Raw genomic sequence first — 21,559 nt, 5'->3', positions numbered from 1 at the left:
AGCAATAGCAATGAGCTATACAAGTTCTTGTATCCAGTATTTATTTCGCTAATCTATTTGAAATTTTGTAGCATTAAAAGCTGCTTGTAAACCTCTCAAATTAGATTTAGACTTATTTTTTTCAAATAAATCAGTTAAATATTCAGATTGCTTCTTCACATTGTTCTTCTCTTTTTGAAAAATTTGGTATTTCAACAGAATTAAATTTGCCATTATTTCATCAGAAATACTTAACTTGCTTTGCTCTGGATATTCCTTTATTGTTTTTTTAATCTCGGAATCGTTATCTGTTAATTCATCGAAGAGATAAGCATTAGCCAAGTCAGATTTATTCATATTTGAATAATCATTTTCATTGGACATATCTTTTCTGTAAGTCATTTTGTTTCCATTTAGAAAATACCATCTTGTGTAGGAATCATTTTCTATCTTAATTTCTTTTTCAAATTTCTTTTTCTTTACACTCCAATTTGTAAAAGCAATTAAAAGTTCAGTTCCGTCATCTTTCTTTAAAATTGCAAATCGGATTAAGTAATTTCTATTTCCAGATTTTTCAATTTCAATATCTAAGTTGTTTTCTTCTGAAGCATATTTTTTAAGAGCGTTGATAATTGACGAGACATCCTCCGAGTTAGCTTCTGGAAACAGATTTTCTCTTAAAAATAGGTCGATATATAAATAATGAGTTAAATAAAAATCATCCATTTTCAGATAATTTACCTCTGTCAAATGATCTGTTTTTATATTAATTTTTTCCGATTGGGCATATCCAAAATTCGTGAATATTGCTAAAAGTAAAAGTGTGATTATTTTTCTTTGCATTCTGTTAGTTTATACTGTTTGCAACGTTTGGTGTAAGGATAGTTACGAGATTAATCAACTAACTTAATAAAAATGGAACGAACCATAAAGAAATCCGAAGGATTTTCCGAGTAGGCTAGAACCAAGCAATTAATTATACACGTTGTTGGCAATAGTATTTTCATTTTCAATCAAAGAAATGAACATACAAATAAGTCATTTCAGTTTCTTTATTAGTCCACAAATAATATTCACTAAAAGTATGGTCTAAAAAATCATTTTTATAATAAATTCGGTCAACATTTTTATTTGGTAAATCTAACCAACTTGGTGGGCTCGCGTCTTTTTCCAAATCCTCTATTATATTTCCAAATTTCACATTGTTACTTTTGGCAATATTCAGAGGTTGGTCGTGAGCAATAATTTTTTCCAAAACATTTGAGTCATATGTGAACGACATATAATGAACTTGAAAATCAAAATATCCTCGATTTTTAAGCTTAATTTTTTTTACAGATTCAGGTGGTTTAAATCCAAAGTTATCCTCAAAAGATGATTCGAGTTTTTCTCTATTTTGTGATTCATACGCGCAACTGTAACTTGTCAAGATTGTAATTAAAACCAAAAATTTCAGATATTTTCTCAATTTTATAGGGTTCGTTTATATTATTGTCAACCACCTGCTAAACGCAGTTCGGCCTTGAGAACGAAGATACAAAAAGTGGAAGATAATGAGCTCTAGTTTCGCGCGGCCACGCGAGACTAGAGTTTATTCGCCGTCTTGCTTAGTGAATTTTTATTTTTAAAAAAATTGCTGAGTGAGCCACTTTATTGGATCGAGAGTTCGATGGGTCGTACCAAATGCGAAGCATTCATGAATTCAGATTTAAAACAATAGAATTTTTATGTGCTAAATTGCTTTTAGCACTGCCGATGGCTTACGTTTTCCCTCGATGGGCAGTAAAAGCTGTCATTAATAATTATGGGCAAGCCCAATTTGGTTTAGCAGGTAGATGGAATACATGAACCGAAAGGTTGGGAACAACGCAGTTGTGGAACCATTTTGGTCAGCTTTTCGCTGAATGTATTCCATCGGTTTAGTGTATGATTTCGTTGCGTGTTTAAGCACTAAAGTTAGTAAATAATCACAGATAGAAAATTCCAGCGGAATTTTCGTAAGTAGGCTCTAACTAGCAATGAATTATACACATTGTTGTACAACGTTTTTATTTAGTTTTATAATGCAATAGTCCTTTTTCATATAGCATATTCATAAACTCTTTGGAACTACATTTCACTTTGTTTATTGGCATTTCACTTCCAATAGCATAAATAAATGGTCCAGGTCGATTACTCCAACCTTTTCCAAATTCTTTAGGTTCATAACCAGCCCTTAGTCCACGCATTGAAATCCGATTTTCATCAGTTATTTTTTCGACAACCAAATCTACACAAGGATAAATTCTGTTTTCGCTCAAATAAACTTTTTCAGCAATTAATTCAATCACATTGCTTTTTCCAATTGTCTTTAATTTTGTATATCACTGCCATTCAAACTCAAAATCGTCTGGTAATTCCTTTTCCAAATGCAATTCAGCGTAAAGTTTTATTTCAGAAAGAGTCTTTTCTATATGTTTTTTGAATTCGTTACGGGTCATTTCAAATGTTGTACAACGTTTATATGCTCTAAAACAAGTTTTCTTTTTTTACATAGTATTCGCATTCATCATTATCATATCTGTAGATTTTCTCATTAGCAGTTATAGTTATATGTTTTTCTCTTTCAAGAAACTCTTTCGAGTTTTTTGCGTCAGAATCGATTTTTAATGTTTGAGATTCTCGCCACAAATTATCGTGGCCATCAAACCATTTACAGGAAAGTAAAATACCATAGTCGTTGTATACATATTCATAAGCAACAGATCCATCTCTATAATATTCTATGCGTTTTCCATAATAATATGAATAGACATAATCGCCAAATTCATACTCATAGATTTTTCCAATTTCTTTTTGATTTCCATTACTGAACTTTAAATCGATAGTTATAGAATCTGATGGCTTTAAGTTAGAAGTCAAACTTATGAACTTTTCAGAATGTTGAGAATAACATTCTAGGCTCAAAAAAATGATAATTATGTGAAGTATTTTTATATTCATTCAAATGTTGTACAACTAGTTATATGATTACTAAAGTAGTGAATACCCCTTAAATTTTACGGGATATAATTACCTTTAGTTTCTATCTATTCTAAAAATAAAATTCCGTTCAGCAAGGTTAGTACGTTCTAATTCTATATCTAATTGGAGATTGTTTTTAGAAGCGATAGCCTTAATATGATCTATATCACAATCTTGAGATAAAATCATTAGTACTGTTTTATCTTGGCGTAGAGTTAATTGTCGAAATAGGCTTTCAAAATACTCAAAATGTTCTCCACAAAACCAAGCTTGTTCTTTTATGTTTTTTGGTGCTTTTGGGTAATATGGTGGATTAATAATAATAAAATCGAAACTTTGGTTTTGAATAGTATCAAACAAATTAGAATTGATTATTTCTAATTCTAAGTTGTTTTTGATTTTAGCATTTTTTAGAGCTGAAAGTGCAGTTTGATTAATATCTGAAGCTGATACGATGGCTTTTTTTGATGCTGCAAACAACGAAATAATACCAGAACCACAACCCAATTCTAAAAACGTTTTATCTTTTACATCTAATTGCTTTATATAGTCTAATAGTATTTTGGTGCTTAAGGTGTAGTGTGGCGGAAAAACATTTGGCATCACTGATACTTCAATACCTTCATATGCATAAGGCCTTGGTTTTGAAAAATACTTCTGCGTCCCGTATTTTAAAAACGGATGTGTTATTTTTTTTAGTATTCGTCTTATCATTCTTTACATTATTAATGATATGTTATAAAAAGCTTTTAATAGTAGCTTTAATAAATAAAATGTTTGGGCATAAAATTTCAGTTATCTTTTGTGAAACTTACCAGAGCCTTTTCATATATAGTTTGTGCTCTTTCAAGCAATACCTTATCTAGTTTAATTTGCGGGGATTTTGTTGTTTTTATTTTTCGTGAACATATGTGTTCTGAGGGATCGCCAGAATGATGAGTGAATTTTTGAAGATTATATTCCGGTGATAGAGATTGATTTAATTTTAAAAAAGAACTTATACTATTAAGTTGCTTTCCGGGATTTTTTATCAAAGCTTCATAAGTTAAAAAAAAATATTGATCTTCAGAAACAGTGTCTTTTAACTTCATAAGGTAATTTACTTGTTTGCAATACTCATCTACCAATTTTTCTGGGGTTAAGTGGGTTTGGTTGAAACGTTTTGATAGTTGATACATACTTGAAATAGCCTCTTGTGGTCGTCTAATTAAAAAGATGAATTTTAACCTTTTTAATTTCAGAAGATGTTTATCAGGAAAACAATTGGAACCATTAATTTGATTAGTAATATAAGCTTGCTTTGAGAGAAATGCACGCGATTTTCTTCGAACGTCAAAATTGAATGCAACTAAATCATTTTCATCTAAGATTTTATATGAATATTCTCCAAACCCTAATATTTCATTATTTGTGCAAAGTATATGTGTAACTAAGGAACTCCCACTACGAACATGTGCCATTAAAAAAACATAGTGTTGATTTTTGTGAGAAACGAGGTTTTTCCAAAGAAAAAAAAGGAGTTGTTTTATGTTTTTTCTCATCTTCCAAAGATATTATTTATAATTTTAGCTTTTAAAAAGCTATTAAAAGAGAATGAACAAGGTTTTAGTAGATGTAAATTATTTTCACTTTAAGTTAAATAGTGTTTCAAAAATTCTAAAAAAAGCTCAAAGTGCATGGACATATCTTAATTTTTTACCTAACTATATTGAACCTAAAGCTATATACAGAGCAACATTCAATAAAAAAAGCGATAAAGGGCAAATTCGTTTCACTTTTTTCAAAACAATAATATCTTATAAATTATTACCAGCCTTGTTTTTTCATCAAAAAATCAAAAAGTTTAAACCAGATTTTGTGCTCATTCATGGGTTAGGGTATTGTTTTAATGCTGTTTTTTTAAGATATATATTACCAAAAAAAGTAATTATAGTTGTCCAAGCGCATGGATATGCACCTGCTCCTAAAGGTCTCAAAAAACTTATCTATATATGGACTGAAAAATATATTGATGCTTTTCTGTTTACAGGAAAAGAGAATGCTAAAGTATGGGTTGACCAAGGTATATTTAATTCAAAAAAAATATATGAAGTAATGGAAGGAGTAACTACTTTTAGTAATAATCCTAATATATCCAGATTACCAAAATCGTTTCTATGGGTGGGAAGGCTTAATGAAAATAAAGACCCAATTACTGTAGTAAATGCGTTTCGCCAGTTTTTACAAATAGAACCTATGGCTAAGCTAACGATGATATACCATACAGAGGAACTACTACCTTCAATAAAAGAGTTAATGAACAAAGATGAGCAATTAAAAACAGCATTGACTCTTAAAGGAAAAGTAGCGCACCAAGATATTGAACGAATCTATAGATTAAATGAGTTTTTTATTCTTGGTTCTCATGCTGAAGGAAGTGGTTATGCCTTACATGAAGCTATGGCTTGTGGTTGTATACCTATAGTTACGGATATTGCTTCATTCATGTTTATGGTTAATAGAGGGCATTGTGCATTACTCTATAGACCTTCTGATGAAAACTCTTGTATTGAGGCATTAAAAAAAACTCAAGACATTGATATTTGTACTTATCGAAAAAGTGTATTAAATCAAGTAGAAAATAAACTTTCACCTAATGCAATAGCAAACGATATTTTAGCTATGTTTCAGGATCTACTAGAAAAAAAGCAATTATAGATAGTTTTTGCGGTATCAGAGATATTATTCACAAGCACACGTTGTAATATATCGTTATCATATAATGCATCAATAAGAAATTGAACTAGTTCGTCGTCATTTTGACTAAAACAAAATTTTTTTGGTTGTATAGGTGAAACAGCAATTGTGCTTATTACTTTGCATCCTGAATATAATGCTTCATGAATAACAAGAGGGCCAGATTCAAATATTGAAGTATGTAAAAAGACTTTGGTATTGTTCATTGACTTTCTTACCTCTGAATTACTATACATTCCTGTAAGTGTTATATTATCCGCTAATCCTAATTCAATAATTTGTTTTTCTAACTCAATTTTTAATTCACCTTCTCCGTGAATGACTGCTTTAATTTTCGGAAAAAAATGTTTTATCTTATCAATCAACTTGATAAAGCGATTATAATTTTTTATCGGTCCTAAATTGCCTACACCAAGTATATCAATTTTTCGCACAAATGTATTTAAAGGAGGAAAGTCCTTTGTGTTCAGAGATATAGGTGCAATATGTGATGCCTTAAACTTATGTTCTTTTTGTAAAATAGCATTATGTAAATCGCCAGAAGCAATGATATGATTTGGATTAGGTGCGAACCATCGCATAAATCGATTGTTGTACTTTACGTCTTGACCTTGTAACCAGGTAAAATGAGGTAAATTGAAGAAGAATTTAAGCAGTCTTCCTATCAGCATTGCTTCACCATACCAAAAGGATAACACACCATCAAAAGTATTATTTTTATGTAATTTTTTTGCCATAAAAAAAGTTTTGAATAGTAGTTTTATAGTGTTTATTCGTTTCTTGAATCCTCCACCAAGATGATGAACAGTTATATTTTTAAAATGATATTGATCTTTATCAAAGGGGTAGCGCATTGAGACTATTTCTAGATTTACTTCTGGATAGGTTTGACTGAAAAAATCTAAAAACTGTTTAATAAAAGGAACAGTAGTATCGTCTTTTTGATTACGTGCGTATATAGGAGTAATAATCAATAGACGTTTATACTTCATGAAGCTTATTTTTATTACCTAAGTGTAAATGTTGTGTTGAATATTGCTTTAAGGATTCGTTGTGAGTGGCAAGTACAATTGTTAGTCTTTTTGTTTCTACTTCTTTTGCTAGGAATTGCATGACAACCTTGGTTAATTCCTTGTTCAATTGGTTAGTTGTTTCATCCAATAACAGTATTTGCGATTTAGTGTATAATGCTCTTATTAATGCTATACGTTGCTTTTGTCCGCCAGAAATAGATTTACTATCTGCATGAATAACAGTTTCAAGCCCATTAGAGAGTGAATTATACCAATTTGTTAATTGCATTTCTGTTAGAAGATATTCAATGTATTTTTTATCAATATGCTTTGTTTTAAACATGGTTATATTTTCTAATAAAGTTCCATGAAATAAAAAGGGTTGTTGTTCAAGGTAAGCAATGAAAGGATGAAATTCAGGGGTTTGTTGTTTGTGCCCATCAATATTTAAATTACCAGATGTAGGTAATACCATACCTGATAATATACGTAATAAAGTTGTTTTTCCTTTTCCTGAAGCTCCAGTTATTAAGGTAAAACTACCTTGGTTAATGGTTATATTGATATTAGAAAATAAATTTGAATTATTATCATAAGAGAAGCTTACATCATGTAATTTAATACTTTTCTTAAAGTTTTGATTTGCTAATTTATTATGAGTCTTTACCTTTAATTTCTTGTCAAGGATGTCTACTGCATAGCGATTTGCTCTTAAGTCTATTATAGAATTTGATATTTTATTAAAAGAAGGAATGAGCTTCGTTAATGCACTTGCAAAGAAAGCCAGTAATAAGAGGTTATTGTTTTCATTCAATTGCATTAACAAAAGCAATAACGCTATGCCAATTATAATAAAAAATTCAAAGAAACGAATACTAGTCAACTTATGAACCCTTAGTTTTGCTAACTGTTCATTGTAGTGCTTATTTGTTTGATAAAAATGATTAGTAAATACGTGTTCAGCCTGTGCACTTTTAATATCTGTAAAACCATTTAGTAGATTAATCAAATGGTTGATATTTAATTGATATCCGGAAGCTACATCGTTGTTTAATTTCTTTATCTTTTTCCTCTTTATAAAAAGAAATATAAAAGTAATAGTGATTAGACTTATAGAAGCAATAAGAGCTAGTTTGAAATTAATAAATAAACTAACTAAAATAATTCCTAAAAGAATAAATAATTCTGTAATCAATATATATAAGGATGTAAGTAATTGTGTTGCAAAAACAGTAGGTATTTGTTGTAAGTCTCTTAAGAAGGTTCCTTTATTTACAGTAAAATGCTTTTGTGTATCGTTTAAATAATCTTTTACCAATTGCTGTGAAATAGTAACGGCAATAGTATAAATATAAGCAGATTGTTTTTTGATGATGAATGTCTGGATGATGTTTTTTGTGACGTAAAATAAAAATAACAACACAATAGAATAGACTAAAATATTGTCATTGAGGGTGATATAAAGATGTTCTTGTAGAAACTCATTGGCCTTTTCTTTATTCAAGATCGCAAGAATAAACGGCACTAAAGCCCCAATTGATATAAACTCTAGCAATGTGTTTAAGAATGACCATCCTAAAAGAACAGGAAGCTTCTTTTGATAAGTATCAGGAATAATAGCGATTATTTTTTTTAGGAGGTTGATCAAAGAATAGATATTAAGAAGTTAATGTATTCCAAAAAACTTTATAATTTGATTTTAGGTAATTGAATCTCCCTTTTATCAAAAAAGCCATGCCATTTCCTAATAAAGACCATCTAAAATACCATATGTTTTTTGAGCTAAATACAGAAAGGTTCTTTAAACACTGATATAGCGTCTTGGTTCTATAGTAATAAGCTTGTGATGGTTCTAATCTATTTGATGACTCCTTGTAATGTTTATAAGGTATTGTTGTAAGAACATGTATTTGGCATTTGTTTGTATTAATTCGGAGCCCTACATCATAATTATCACCTATACCAAACTGCTCTAAACACTCATCAAAGAGATTCTTTTGTAGCAAATCAGTTTTAATCATTGCTGCTCCTAAACCATAAATAGTGGTTTTAAAAACTGGGATTGTTTGTTGTGTAAGCAATGGCCAGCCCGCTTTTGTAGTAATATTTCCTTTTTTTTGATATAAGCTCAGAATATATTTTTGATAAAAATTCTTTGTTGGCCTGTTATAACTTAAGTCATCCCAAACTGGTAAACCAAAAAAATAATGATAATAAAGTCTAATAAAACTAGTCTTATCTGTAAAAGGTTTCCATTTTTTGTCAGGTTGAAGCTTAAGTTCTTCACCCGTTACTATACGCGTTTCAGGGTTAGAATAGTGGTAAGATACAAGTGTTTTTATATAGTTTTCTGGCAGAACTATATCGTCATCACACAATAAGATATAGCGAGTTACTGCTTTTTTTATTCCTGTATTACGTTGTTTACAAACTGAAGGTTCTGAAATAATAACTTCAATAGGTAATGTAATCTTTTGGATAATATTTTTAATATCGGTTTTATTAATTCCTGCACTAATAATAAGCACTTTTTTAGGTAAAAGAGTTTGTTTTTCAATACTCTGTAAGGTGCGTTTTAATGAATCTAGACGTTTATATGTAGGAATGACCACTGTTACCATTTTAAGAACGCAATAAATTAGTTTTGTAGATTTTCATTAAACCAAGTGCTATAATACTTTTAAGTCGAAGTTTGAATTTTTCTGACAAGTTTTGTGTATTTGAGGCATTAACTTCATTAACTATTCTTCTCACAGCATAAGCGTAAAATTTACGAGGATATGTTCTTGTAAAATCAATCTCTCTATCTGTTGAAGTTTCCCAATTAGGCTGAAATGTTATTTTATCTTCAATCTCATTATATAGTGATGTACCTTTAATTGGGTATGCCACAGTAATTGTAAAATGGGATGGATTAGCGGCTTTTAAATATGTGATTGTTTCGTTGATATCGTTTTCATCTTCCCCAGGATAACCAACCATAATAAAAGTACCTGTTTCCATGCCCAAAGCATTTGTTTTTTGAATAGCCTCTTTTACTACATCCACATCAACACGTCTGTCCATTGCATCGATAATTTTTTGTGAACCACTTTCTGCACCAATCCATATACGATAGCAACCAGCTTCTTTTAATAGTTGTAAAATATCATCGTTTAATCGTTCGGCTCTGGTAATACATTCAAAAGGGATAATAGCATCTTGCTTTATAACTTCTTCATGAAAATTTTTCAGCCATTTATGACTAACTGTAAATACATCATCTACAAACCAAATACTATCAGGATTATATGTGTCTTTTAACATTGATAATTCTTCAGCAACTAATTCTGCAGGTCGTCTTCTATAACTTTGTCCATAAACAGCAGTGCTACACCATTTACAAGTGTAGGGACAACCACGTTGTGTACTTATTGTCATGGAACTCATACCATGATTGGTTTTCCACGTATCTAAGTATTTTTCAACCGGAATTGCTGCTCTGTTAGGCAGTGGTAATTCCGAGAGGTCTTTCATCTTTAGTCTTGGGGGAGTTTTTTTTACACTACCATTTACCAAATATGCAATACCTGTGATTTTACTGTAATCTAGATTATTTACTATAGTATTATAAAGCTCTAAAGTTGTTTGTTCACCTTCACCAATTATTAAAAAATCTGCGCCACAGTTTAAATAATTTTGGCAATTATAGGTTATGTCTGGACCACCTAAAATAAGTTTTGGAAATCCATAGGTAGCATCGCTTTTCAAAATTTTAATCAGTTTAATGACATTTATTTTCGTCATTAAATTGGTGTATATGGCAACCACTTTTGGTTGTTTTTCTTTTATAAATTGAAGTTGTTGGTCTTTAGAATAAAAGGTGGAATCGTATAGGTGATTCTCAACATTGTATTTGTTTAAATACGCAGAAATATATAACAAGCCTAATGGGGCATACGGCTTCATAATAGCTTGCTCTTTAGCATCTTCGTACAAGTAATAAGTATGGGTTAGTACAATGCTCATTAATGATATTTACTTTTTCTGTAATTCAATTAAAAAATGATCTGCATATTTTGCCCAAAACGAACCCGTAATTAAAGCATCAATTTGTTTAAAAACTGATAAAAATGGTCTTTTGGATAAAAATGAATTTTCAAGATATGAAGGAGGAATGGTTAATCCTATCGGTTTAATTTTTTTTATGTTGTAAAATGTATTAGTTAAATTTTTTATTTCTTCAGGATTGTAATACCAAGTTTTAACTGTAAATCCTTCAACATTTGCAATTATACTTTTATTTGTTTGACGCCTTTTGGCATTTTTAAAATCACCTTTTAAGCTAAAATAGAGACGTTCCCAGAGGCATTTTTTAGGCATAATGACGATTGCCATCTTACCATTAGGGTTTAATAATTGAGCTGAAGTTTTAAAAAATGTTTCGAGTTGAGTTGTAGATAAACAATTTAGACCTCCAAAGTTTGAAAAAATGAAATCAAATTTCTCATTAAAAGTAGTTTCACTAATTGTTGTGATATCTAGTATTGAAAATTTAAGATTTTTTGGATACAACTTATTTTTGGCAACAGAAATCATACCTTCAGAAATATCAGTGGCAAAAACATTATGTTGTAATTGAGCAAAATGAATGGCATCTTCTCCTGTGCCGCAATTCAATTCTAAAATTGATAGTTTTTTATCTTGTTTTAAAATAGGGTTTAGGTCCCTATAGACCATTTTGCGTTGTGCTTTACCTATGTTTGAAAAAGTAAAGGTGTTATCATAATTAACGGAAGCTTTGTCAAAATCCTTAGGCATTATGTTCCATGGTTTTAAGTTGAAGCTTATCTATAAATGCAGATGGAATATAATATCCTAATAACAAGAGTGACCTCCATTGATGTCTTGATAATTTTAATGGATTTTTAAAAACTGACTTGATATTCTGAAAGGCCTGACTTTTTCGATATTCCTTATGAACATAGCGTTGTAATTTTCTGTAAAATGTAGAGCTGTAAGTACCTTTAAACAGCATAGCCAAATCGTCAGAGTCTGTCCAGTTAGCTTTTAGCTTTAAGTCATCTTTAACTTTGTCATAAAATTTTGTCCCAGGTAATGGGTAAGAAACAGAAACACCTATGTTATCTGGAACTAATTCTTTAATCATTGCAATAGTTTTAGCAATATCTTCTTTAGTTTCACCTAAATATCCAAATTGGATGAAGAATGCGACTCGAACATCTTTTTCTTTTAACAAACGTGTAGCTTCATAAATTTGTTCTACTGTTGTATCCTTATCCATAGCATCTAAAATGGCTTGTGAGCCGCTTTCTGCACCAACCCATACTTCTTCTAATCCACTTTCAGCCAAAGCATCAATGGTATCTTCTTTTAGCAATAAATCAACACGACTTTGTATGTAATAAGAAATAGGAAGTTTTTCTTTTTTTAGTTCAATATTAAAATTTTGAACCCAGTTAGGCTTTAATCCAAAAATATCATCACACATCCAAAATCTATTGACACCATAAGTTTCTGATAGATATTTAATGTGTTTAGTAATATATTCTGGCGAATGGGAATTATAACGATTTCCATAAATAGGCTTAGCACACCAATTACACTTAAAAGGGCAACCCCTTGTAGTTGCAATATTTAAGGTGAATTCATTTCTACCACTTTCCCAAATGTCTTTATATGCTTTTATATCTATTAAATCCCAAGCAGGTAAAGGGAGTTCATCCAAATCTCTAAGCACATTTCGTTTAGGATTTTTAATAATACCATCTTCGTTTTTAAAAATGAGGCCTTTAATCTGTGATGGATCTGCTTTTTGTTCTAACGCATCTATAAGCTCCTTTAATGTAATTTCTCCCTCTCCTTGTATTACAAAATCTGCACCAGCTGCGATATATTTTTCATAGTGATCCGTAGAATCAGAACTACAAACTATAATATTACAATTTAAAGCTTTTGCAATTTTAATCATTTCAAAAGCAGCTTCACGCATTGTGGTTAAACACATTTTTGTGAGGTAATTAAAACCATCATCATAAAGCACAAATGTTTTTGGTTGATGAGTTACTAAGTACGGTTTTACTTCGACAGGATTGTCTAAAAGATTGGCATCAAAAACACCAACATTGTAATTATTTTCTCTTAAGTAAGATGCAGCATATAAAGTGCCTAAAGGTGGATAGGGAGTTTTATTTCTCCATTGTTTTGGATCGAATTTATAGTAATATGAATGAGAAAAAACAACATCAAGCATTTTCCATAGTTAAGTTAAGATTAAATACTTCGTTTTTTTCATTATAGCGCTTATTTAGAGAACCAATTACACGACTTTGAAAATCTTGGGGATGGTGTTTGGAAACATCGTTAGTTGATTTCATGGCGATTTCAAAATCACTTTTCTTAAGATGTTTAAACTTTGACTTCCACTTTTTGAGTGTTATCTTCTTAAAATAAGGGTCTATTTTTCTACCTATTGCATTATTAAAGATAAACTCTAAAGTTTTGCTCCAGAAAGGTTTTGGAGTAGATCCAGACAGATAAAATTTATTAATATCCTTGTTAGGGTAGATGTCTTTGGCCCAGCGATTACTATCTATAAATTGATTGAATATATTTTTACCATAAACAGGGATTAAAGTCATTAACTCAGTTGCGGTAAATGTGTTTTTTTCAGCAATACCGAAACGATCAGAACTTATAAAATAATTAACGCAGAAATATTTTCTAGAGTTTAATAAAAACAACTTTTTGTAAGTTATTAGTAATGTCCTCGCTAACCATAAGTGATTGGGTTTAGTAATGATAAAAAAGTCGATATCACCATCATTATCATAATAGTTTTTTGATAGAGCACCAGAAATTGAAACAGATTCAATAAAAGGAAATGACATTATAAGCTTAGCCCGATTTAGAGCTTTAGGCATAATATTTTGTGCCATTTTATTTCCTTTTAACCGTCTATCAACAAGCGTTTGATCATTCACATCAGAATAATAATTTCCATGTTTAAATACAATACGCTTTTCAACTAAATTATGTAATTCTAGCTCAATGTCTTCAATAGTTTTTGATGAAGAAAATGAGAATATTTCTTCTTTAGTTAGAGGGTATTTAAAGATAGAAAAGTAGATTATAACTTTTAGAGCATTCATTGATTTGGTAGCAAATTTTTATAAAAATAAGGCATAATTTTATATTAATAGACTTATTTATTACAGAGATTATTATTAATTCTTTATTATAGAACAACTTAGTATTAAAAACTACTGATAATAATCGAATTTATTTTGTTGCTCTATGTAATCTATCATTTATAGATTTACCCAATCCATAATCGGGTAATTTTTCAGCAATGATGATGTCTACATCTTGTTCATCTAATTGGTGCAGTGCATCGTAAAGTTTTGCTGCGGCTTCTTGAAGATTGTTGTTCTCTGATAATACAATTTTGAAGTCTATGTTATCATCATTCATAATATCGTTAAACACCAACAGGCCAATTCGTTTACCGTTATTTTCTCTAAGAGATTTAGCCAAGTTATTAGTTAAAATAGTTTTGGTTTTTGGCGCATAATGACGTTCAAGCATTCCAGGAGCGTCGGGTGCAACGTCCTTTTTGTTTTTTACTTTGACGTTACCAATGACACTTTCAATATCTTCAATGGATGTTGATCCTAAGCGGTAGATAATAGGCTCATCATTTTCAAAACCTATAATTGTAGACTCAATGCCACTTTTACATGCGCCACCATCTAATACCATTTTTATGCTGTCTTTAAAATAAGTTTCAACATGTTGAGCTGTAGTTGGACTTATTCTATTAAAAGGATTAGCACTAGGTGCCGCTAAGGGAAAATCTAAATGATTTAACAGTTCTAAAGTTGTTGGGTGATTAGGAATTCTTATAGCAACAGTATCTTTTCCTGCTGTAATTATATCTGGAATAGTGTTTTTCTTTTTTAAAACCAAAGTAATTGGTCCTGGCCAAAACGCTTCAGCTAAAAGCTTTGCTTTTTCAGGAATAGAATCTACAATTTTTTCTAAATAATCAATAGAAGGAACATGGACAATAAGCGGATTAAAAAACGGGCGTTGTTTGGTTTCAAAAATTGCTTTTATTGCTTTTTCACTATAGATGTTTCCTGCTAGACCATAAACCGTTTCAGTAGGTATAGCAACTAATTCTTCAGTATTTAATAAAGCAACTGCTTTTGATATATCTTTTGAGATAATAGACATTATTAGTCTTCCAATTTCTGCAAAAGTAACTTTCTTTCCTTAGATTTAAATGAAGAATTAGAACTATCTAAAGTTTTAAGATTGGCTATGGCTAAATCAATATTATCTTTTTTAACATAAATAAGGGCGTTATACCATAATGTCTCTGCTTTATACTCAAAATCAGTAGCTAGTAACGATTCCAATTGTTTACCTGCATCATTGATATTGCCTAAATTCATTAAAGACATCGCATAGTAAAATCTGATATTTGGATTATCAATAGACTCTAGAAGAGATTCGAATTCTATGACCGCTTTTTGATAGTTTGCATTCTCATAAGCTAAAAATCCATCATTATTAGCACTACTATTTCTTACTACTGGTTGCTCTACATTAGGGTAGACATCAAAGTAGGTCTCATACATACTCTCTGAGTTTTGGAATAAAAATGTATAACACAAACCAATAACTATTATACTTGCTGCTGCATAGCGTAGCCACGACGATTGCAACCAGCTTTTTGACTCAGTTAAACCAGTGTTATCCAAATTTTTCAGACGCTCTTTAAGCACTTTCTTTTCATTTTCTATAAAAGCAAGGTGTATATTTTCATAATCTTCAAACTCAGCTTTAAAATCAGCATCTGTTTTTAAACGTTTCTTAAGCGATTGCACCTCACTATCTGATAAAGTGTTTTTAAAGTAACCTTGTATTAATTCTTCTCGAGTCATTGTTGTTTGCTATTAACCAATGATTTTAATCGTTTCATACACCTAGATTTATGGCTTTTTACTGTGTTGGCATCTTTATAATGGGTTTGTTCAACAATCTCATTAATGGTTAAGTTTCTATAGTAATAAAGTTTGAGAACTTCTTTACAGCTTTCTGAAATTTGATTGAGCTGTTTGGCAAGCTGCTTCTGGTAAAAATTTAAACTAGGTTCTTCGATGTCTAATTCTTCATAATCTTCAACATCGTTTACAATGCGAAGGTGTTTATTTTTTGATTTTAAATAATTAAATGTCTTATGCTTACCAATTCCAAAAAGATAAGTTTTAACAGTACTTTTTTCTAGATAGATTTTTTTTATAGCAAAATTTTGATACATCGCAATTATGGCATCCTGAAAAATATCTAAAGACGTTTCATAATCAATTTCATAACGTTTTACGTAATTCAAAAATTCACTTCTATAATTTTTGTAAACAATATCTAGTGCAGATTTATCTTCTGCTCTTAATCGTTCTTCAAGATTTTGCTCTTTTAGGTCTTTATTCACTTAGTAGAATTACCTTATTAAAGGTTAACAACTAAAGCAAAGATAATTTTTTTTCAGGTGCTGTTAACCTTTTTCTTTTTGGAAGTACAAAAGGTGTAATCAATTTAAAAATCACAATGAAAACACTTTTAAAATTCTTACTCATTTTACTAATTTTTTTTTCGATTCAAGATTCTGAAGCTCAAATATTTAAGAAATTAAAAGCAAAAGCTGAAAGTGTAATTTCAGGAAAAAAAGATATTGAAGAGGAGCCAATAAAAACCCCAAGTTTTGGTAGTGTTATTATAACACACTCTAATACTTATGACTCAGTAGATATATCTGAAGTTAAAAAAATTAATGTAGAACGTAATAATGATACTTACAATTTTAGTACATCTTGGTGGTCTCATGATGCAGATATACATGATGGGTTTTATCTCACTATTAAAACCGGGGACGATCTAAGACACGATACAAATAAAACTGAAAATGTTAAGCGCACGTTTAAAATTCCTGAAGAAGCAACGCTAAAATTATCTTATGATCCATTATTACCGCATTATAAAAAAGACGAAGACGATTACAAAAGAGCTGTTACTGATGATTATCAAACCTATGATGTTTCTAAAGGTGAAGTAACTATTGATGTACTTTCTGAGGATGCCATTCAGATTTCATTTAACGGTAGAGTGAGTTTACGAAAAGTAACACGTCTTAGTGCCAATTCTGATGAATATTCTGAAACTTTTTATGAAGCTATTGTGAGAGGAGGCATTGATGGAACTTCACCTCAATTTATCAATAATAAAACGGTTAAAAAGGAAAAACAGTCTTCACAAAATGATGCTGACTATACTGTAAATGAAACGGCAATTAGTAGAGCAAAACCAGGTACTTATCAATTCACTTTTGAAACTAAAGTAAAAGTAACAGTTTCAGAACAAAATCGCTCTTACGAGATGTCTTATCTCTTAAACCCTAATGAAGCATATATGGGAATAATGGTTGATATGGGAGCATATTCAGATGAAGAAATTGCTGGTGAATCTATTATAGTTATGGACAAAGGAAACTCACACATTTTTGTTGAAACACAAGGTATGAAAATGCAAATGTCGCAGAATATGATGGGAGGTCAGCAAATGCAAAATCCAACGGACCAAATGGAAAACTATGATTATACTAATCTTAAAAAAACAGGAAAAACGAAAACCATTCTTGGTGCAACATGCTATGAATATACAATGTCAGATAGTGATGTAAAAATGAATCTTTGGGTTGCACCAGATATTAATCTACCAAATTGGTTTATTCAAAATCAAGAGATTCTTAAAGGGCATATTATGGAATATACCGCAGCATCTAAAGAAGGAAATATGACCAGTGAAACTATTGCTATAAATGATAATATCAATAAAACTATTAATCCAAAAGACTATCGAAAGATGTTTTAACCTAAAAATCTCAAATACGTAAATTATGAAAAAAGGCTACTTAATATTAAGTATTTATTTCTTCACTTGTTTGACACTATCAGCACAAGTGGAAAAAATTGAAAATTATACCACTGGTACTAAAATTACATTTTACCCTAATTCCTGTGGTACAGAAATTCCTGAAGCAGAAAATAAAATTACATTTTGTGATGACGCGAATAATTTGGGTGTTGTAGAACAAAGCTATGGTCTAAATTCTGATAGTGTTATAAAGATTGCCCAGAATTATTTTAATAATGATGAGGTTTTTATTACATCTAAAGGATATTCAATTCATAGCGCAGATGGTACATGGCAGAATATACCAGCTTTAGCTATACCAGGAGAAAATTTATCTTTCAATATTACTTCAGAAGATGGTATTGTTACACCAGATGGAAAACTGTTATTTGCCACTTCTAACAGTAATTTAAGTGGTCTTACATATTTAGATCTAAATACATTGAGTTTTGACACAATTAATTATGAACAATCGTTTAGTGAAATACCTCAAGCGAGAAAATTTGCTTACGACCCAGCCACTGGGATCACATATATACTAGCAAGAATAAATAATCAGGTCGGTCTCTTTAGTTTAGAGAACAATATGCTACTTTATTTAGGTGTAATTTCTGGTTTATCTACCAATATTGTGTTTTGGAATGCTTCCGCAGTAGTCAACGGGTTTTTATATGTAGGTGGTGAGGTATTATATAAGATTGACCTGAATGGTGATAATCCTACGGTTATTTATGATAGTAGTAGTCTTCCTGCAGAAAACATTTCTAAAATAACTGCTGATGGTTCTGGGAACTTATGGATAGCTTTTGCACCTTTTAACGGTGGAGGTTTAGCGAGATTTAATCCGACTACAGAAGAATTTGATTTCTTCGAGTTGGAAAACCCAGGAAATGGAAACTATAGTTTTAATGATCTTACTATTGGGCCAGATGGTTTAATTTGGGCTATAGCAGGTTTATATGATGGTGTAATTATTTTAGACCCAAGTGATGTTACCCAACCTGTTTGGACTTTTATACCAGAGGACGATATAGAAGATTTAGGTTTTCCGCTTGTACAAAGTCCAAAGGCAATAGATGCATTTAATGGAAGTATTTATTTTGCTTCAGGTGGTGTAATAGGTTCTAGTACTGAAAAACCTTTTGAGTTTTTAAAACTAACCGATGGTGTTTGGCGTGGCTTTAATGATGAAGCTCCTGGTAATATCTCTGCTAAAATGGCAAAGGTCAATGCTAGTTTTTCTAACAATATGGATGCTTCTGTAGCTGCTGCAAATGGTGGTACCTGGTGGTTAAATGAAACCGATGATATTCTTACTTTTTTAAGTGATGATGATATTTTTGGTGTTACAGAATTTTTTAGTTCAGACCAGATTCTGGTAAGAGATGAAAATGATAGACCCAATGCTACTAGTGGTGGTTTGTATAGATATGATGCACCATTAATACAAAAATTAGATGATGATGCAGATTTAGGTTTCGATCCAGATTGGCTAGCTACATACCAAGATGAACTTTGGTTATTTGATAGGCAGCCTAGTATTTTACATATTTACAAACAGGATAATGAAACTGCTACTTATACTTTAGATAATTATGATTCTAATAACCCTGTGACAGCAGATAGTTTTGGTTATGCAATCTATTCTGAAGTTAATACGAGCACTAATGAAATCATTATAAACAGATTTAATAGGGCTACCGAAACTACAGAAACGCTTTCTTTTGAATATTCTATAAATCCCTTCCCTAATGGTGGTAGTAATGCATTACAGCAAATTACTTTACCCGATGGCAAAATGGCATTTCTCTCACAAACCACAATTTTTTTATTAGAAGAGAGTAATATTACCACTATTGTCTTAGAAGATTTAGGTTTTGCTTCTTTTGAAGTTATACGAGCAGGTGCTGCAGATGATATGGGTAATTTGATATTGATGCTCAACTCTCCAAAACTTGCAAGGATTTTAGACCCATTCGGAAGTCTTAATGCGGAGTCTTATCAACTTGGTCTTACAAGTAGTTTTAGCACTGAAGAAAGCATTCTACCCAAAATAAATTTTGGTTTAACAAACACAGTTACTATTGATGTTAATGGTGATATATGGACACAATCTAATGGGGATTGGTTAAAAATCACTTTATCAAATGCCAATCTTCCTCCTGCAAATTTTGAATCTTTTAGAATTAAAGGACAAGTCTATTTTGATGCTAATAATAATGATGCATTAGATGCCAATGAGTTGTATAAAAATCAAAGATTTGCAATTACTAAAAATGGGAGTACACTCACTAGGTATTCAGTTTCAAAGTCTAATGGCGAATTTGAATTTTTGTATCAAGGTGAAGGAGATTATACAATAATTCTCCTTGGTAGTGATCCCAATATATTTACAGAAACTCCAAATATAAATTTTACTGTTACAGATGTTAATCAAGATACTGATGTAGGTGTTTTGAAGTTGCAAGCAAGATATATTGACGCCTTATTAGTTAAATCAGCTGAGAAATTAGGAGCTTGGGGATTTGTTAGAGATGGGTTTGAAAATACCTTTACAACAGCCATCGGAAATATTTCTTCAGATAAGAATTTTACTAATCTCAATTTTCAATTTCTATATCAGAATAAAGATGAAGATAGTGATAATATTCTTCCGCAAATTAATGATATTAAAGTTTATAGAGTAACCTCAGAAACAGATATACCTGTAATTTATAAAACTATAATTGAACCAAAAAGCAACAACTGGAGCGTAAATGACAGTAATACTAATTATACTGTAAATACTTTAACTACAACACCACAAATAAACACCAATTCTGATACTGTTACCATAGATTTTACAATTGACCAGTTAGATGCAAAGGATATGATTATCATTGAGGTGGCAACTGATTTATTTGCACCAGAACAAAATGGCTCTACTATTGAATACGGATTATCGTTTGTGGGTGCCGATAATTTAGATGAAAATGATGGGTCACTTAATATACCGCTTATTCCTAGGCCTGAGGATAATCCAAATTTAAGATTTCCAGAAGATTTACCTCCATTTTTAGATCCTAATAATCCTGTAACTGATCCTTTTGTACCAGAAGGTCCTGTTTACGCTCCGTTACCTAAGAATACAGAAATAGCTAGTTCTTATGATCCAAATGATAAACTTGTATCACCAGGACTACCGAATATATTAAATGAAATTGATATTGACACCCCTTATTTAACCTATACAATTCGATTTGAAAATGAAGGTAATTTTTCGGCTAAAGACATTTATGTTTTAGATGAACTAGATCCTAATTTAGACGTTAATTCTATTCAGCTTATAGAAGCTAGCCACGAGGTTGTTTTAGATGAATTGTTTATTGATGGAAAAACAACACTTCGTTTTTTCTTTGAGGACATATTTTTAGATTATACGGCAAATGATCCTAATGCAAGTCAAGGTTATGTAAAGTTTGCAGTTAGACCAATAGAAGGTATAGCATTAAACACAATTGTAGAGAATACAGCAGCCATTTATTTTGACCAAAACCCACCAATTATTACAAATACAACACAGCACCAATTTGTAGAATTAGCCTTATCAATCAATGATTTTTCTGATAACGGTATACATGTTAAGGCGTTTCCAAATCCGGTTATAGATGGTTTAGAATTAGTACTTCCAGAAACAGGAAATTATACCGTTGAGGTTTATGACTTAATGGGTAGGATTATTGACACTAAAACTTCTGAAAATAAGCAAACCATGCAATTAGATTTAAGTCATTTAGCAAAGGGTAATTATATACTAAACGTTATCAATTCCGAAAGAACTTCTCAAATTAAAATCATAAAAAAATAAACTC

Annotated in this window: 19 protein-coding genes; 3 read left to right on the top strand and 16 right to left on the bottom strand. The window is 30.8% G+C overall.

All coding sequences use genetic code 11. The features are described 5' to 3' along the window. Nucleotides 1-48: 48 nt before the first annotated feature. The 6 genes from WPG_RS04725 to WPG_RS04700 all read right to left on the bottom strand — a co-directional run bounded on the left by WPG_RS04725 (nucleotide 49) and on the right by WPG_RS04700 (nucleotide 4,523). Nucleotides 49-822 (bottom strand): hypothetical protein, encoded by a 774-nt coding sequence (locus WPG_RS04725; RefSeq protein ID WP_045470015.1) that lies wholly within the window; start codon nucleotides 820-822, stop codon nucleotides 49-51. Nucleotides 823-988: 166 nt separating this feature from the next. Continuing rightward, nucleotides 989-1,447: a hypothetical protein gene (locus WPG_RS04720; RefSeq protein WP_231850252.1), complete on the bottom strand. Its 459-nt coding sequence runs from the start codon at nucleotides 1,445-1,447 to the stop codon at nucleotides 989-991. A gap of 580 nt (nucleotides 1,448-2,027) precedes the next feature. Next, the gene (locus WPG_RS04715; RefSeq protein WP_045470012.1) at nucleotides 2,028-2,309 is read right to left on the bottom strand and encodes a hypothetical protein; all 282 of its coding nucleotides are present in this window, start codon (nucleotides 2,307-2,309) and stop codon (nucleotides 2,028-2,030) included. A gap of 178 nt (nucleotides 2,310-2,487) precedes the next feature. After that, nucleotides 2,488-2,880 carry a hypothetical protein gene (locus tag WPG_RS04710; RefSeq protein ID WP_144374415.1) on the bottom strand — a complete coding sequence of 131 codons (393 nt, stop codon included), beginning with the start codon at nucleotides 2,878-2,880 and terminating at the stop codon, nucleotides 2,488-2,490. 156 nt (nucleotides 2,881-3,036) lie between these two features. Further along, entirely contained in the window at nucleotides 3,037-3,696 is a 660-nt protein-coding gene (locus tag WPG_RS04705; RefSeq protein ID WP_045470008.1) for a methyltransferase, read from the bottom strand. A gap of 77 nt (nucleotides 3,697-3,773) precedes the next feature. Beyond that, complete coding sequence (locus tag WPG_RS04700) at nucleotides 3,774-4,523, bottom strand: sulfotransferase (protein ID WP_045470005.1); 750 nt, start codon at nucleotides 4,521-4,523, stop codon at nucleotides 3,774-3,776. 52 nt (nucleotides 4,524-4,575) lie between these two features. On the opposite strand from WPG_RS04700, the gene WPG_RS04695 reads away from it, so the two are divergent. Then, entirely contained in the window at nucleotides 4,576-5,679 is a 1,104-nt protein-coding gene (locus WPG_RS04695) for a glycosyltransferase family 4 protein (protein ID WP_045470002.1), read from the top strand. On the opposite strand, the gene WPG_RS04690 is transcribed toward WPG_RS04695, so the two are convergent. The 10 genes from WPG_RS04690 to WPG_RS04645 all read right to left on the bottom strand — a co-directional run bounded on the left by WPG_RS04690 (nucleotide 5,649) and on the right by WPG_RS04645 (nucleotide 16,230). Continuing rightward, entirely contained in the window at nucleotides 5,649-6,710 is a 1,062-nt protein-coding gene (locus WPG_RS04690; protein WP_045469998.1) for a glycosyltransferase, read from the bottom strand. The genes WPG_RS04695 and WPG_RS04690 overlap by 31 nt on opposite strands. Then, entirely contained in the window at nucleotides 6,700-8,379 is a 1,680-nt protein-coding gene (locus tag WPG_RS04685) for an ABC transporter ATP-binding protein (protein ID WP_045469996.1), read from the bottom strand. Before WPG_RS04685 ends, WPG_RS04690 begins: the two co-directional genes overlap by 11 nt. A 10-nt stretch (nucleotides 8,380-8,389) precedes the next feature. Next, nucleotides 8,390-9,343 carry a glycosyltransferase family A protein gene (locus tag WPG_RS04680; RefSeq protein WP_171817152.1) on the bottom strand — a complete coding sequence of 318 codons (954 nt, stop codon included), beginning with the start codon at nucleotides 9,341-9,343 and terminating at the stop codon, nucleotides 8,390-8,392. A gap of 10 nt (nucleotides 9,344-9,353) precedes the next feature. Further along, nucleotides 9,354-10,739, bottom strand: coding sequence for a B12-binding domain-containing radical SAM protein (locus tag WPG_RS04675; protein WP_045469991.1), 1,386 nt, complete (start codon nucleotides 10,737-10,739; stop codon nucleotides 9,354-9,356). A gap of 9 nt (nucleotides 10,740-10,748) precedes the next feature. Continuing rightward, entirely contained in the window at nucleotides 10,749-11,531 is a 783-nt protein-coding gene (locus WPG_RS04670) for a class I SAM-dependent methyltransferase (RefSeq protein ID WP_045469987.1), read from the bottom strand. Continuing rightward, on the bottom strand, nucleotides 11,524-12,984 hold the full coding sequence (locus WPG_RS04665; RefSeq protein ID WP_045469984.1) for a B12-binding domain-containing radical SAM protein: 1,461 nt from the start codon (nucleotides 12,982-12,984) through the stop codon (nucleotides 11,524-11,526). The genes WPG_RS04670 and WPG_RS04665 overlap by 8 nt, the downstream gene beginning before the upstream one ends. Then, nucleotides 12,977-13,882, bottom strand: a complete 906-nt coding sequence (locus WPG_RS04660) for a hypothetical protein (protein WP_045469981.1) — start codon at nucleotides 13,880-13,882, stop codon at nucleotides 12,977-12,979. The genes WPG_RS04665 and WPG_RS04660 overlap by 8 nt, the downstream gene beginning before the upstream one ends. 130 nt (nucleotides 13,883-14,012) lie before the next feature. Beyond that, nucleotides 14,013-14,969, bottom strand: a complete 957-nt coding sequence (locus tag WPG_RS04655) for an L-threonylcarbamoyladenylate synthase (protein ID WP_045469978.1) — start codon at nucleotides 14,967-14,969, stop codon at nucleotides 14,013-14,015. 2 nt (nucleotides 14,970-14,971) lie between these two features. Further along, a complete protein-coding gene (locus WPG_RS04650) occupies nucleotides 14,972-15,682 on the bottom strand; it encodes a hypothetical protein (RefSeq protein WP_045469975.1) in 711 nt (236 codons plus the stop codon). After that, nucleotides 15,679-16,230, bottom strand: coding sequence for an RNA polymerase sigma factor (locus tag WPG_RS04645; protein ID WP_045469972.1), 552 nt, complete (start codon nucleotides 16,228-16,230; stop codon nucleotides 15,679-15,681). Before WPG_RS04645 ends, WPG_RS04650 begins: the two co-directional genes overlap by 4 nt. 116 nt (nucleotides 16,231-16,346) lie before the next feature. On the opposite strand from WPG_RS04645, the gene WPG_RS04640 reads away from it, so the two are divergent. Next, nucleotides 16,347-17,666: a DUF4412 domain-containing protein gene (locus WPG_RS04640; RefSeq protein ID WP_045469970.1), complete on the top strand. Its 1,320-nt coding sequence runs from the start codon at nucleotides 16,347-16,349 to the stop codon at nucleotides 17,664-17,666. Between the two features lie 25 nt (nucleotides 17,667-17,691). Then, on the top strand, nucleotides 17,692-21,555 hold the full coding sequence (locus WPG_RS04635; RefSeq protein ID WP_045469967.1) for a T9SS type A sorting domain-containing protein: 3,864 nt from the start codon (nucleotides 17,692-17,694) through the stop codon (nucleotides 21,553-21,555). Nucleotides 21,556-21,559 lie beyond the last annotated feature (4 nt).

This window comes from Winogradskyella sp. PG-2, assembly GCF_000828715.1.
Lineage (GTDB): Bacteria > Bacteroidota > Bacteroidia > Flavobacteriales > Flavobacteriaceae > Winogradskyella.
The sequence above is the reverse complement of the archived record's forward strand: the minus strand, read 5'-3'. Positions and strand labels throughout refer to the sequence as shown.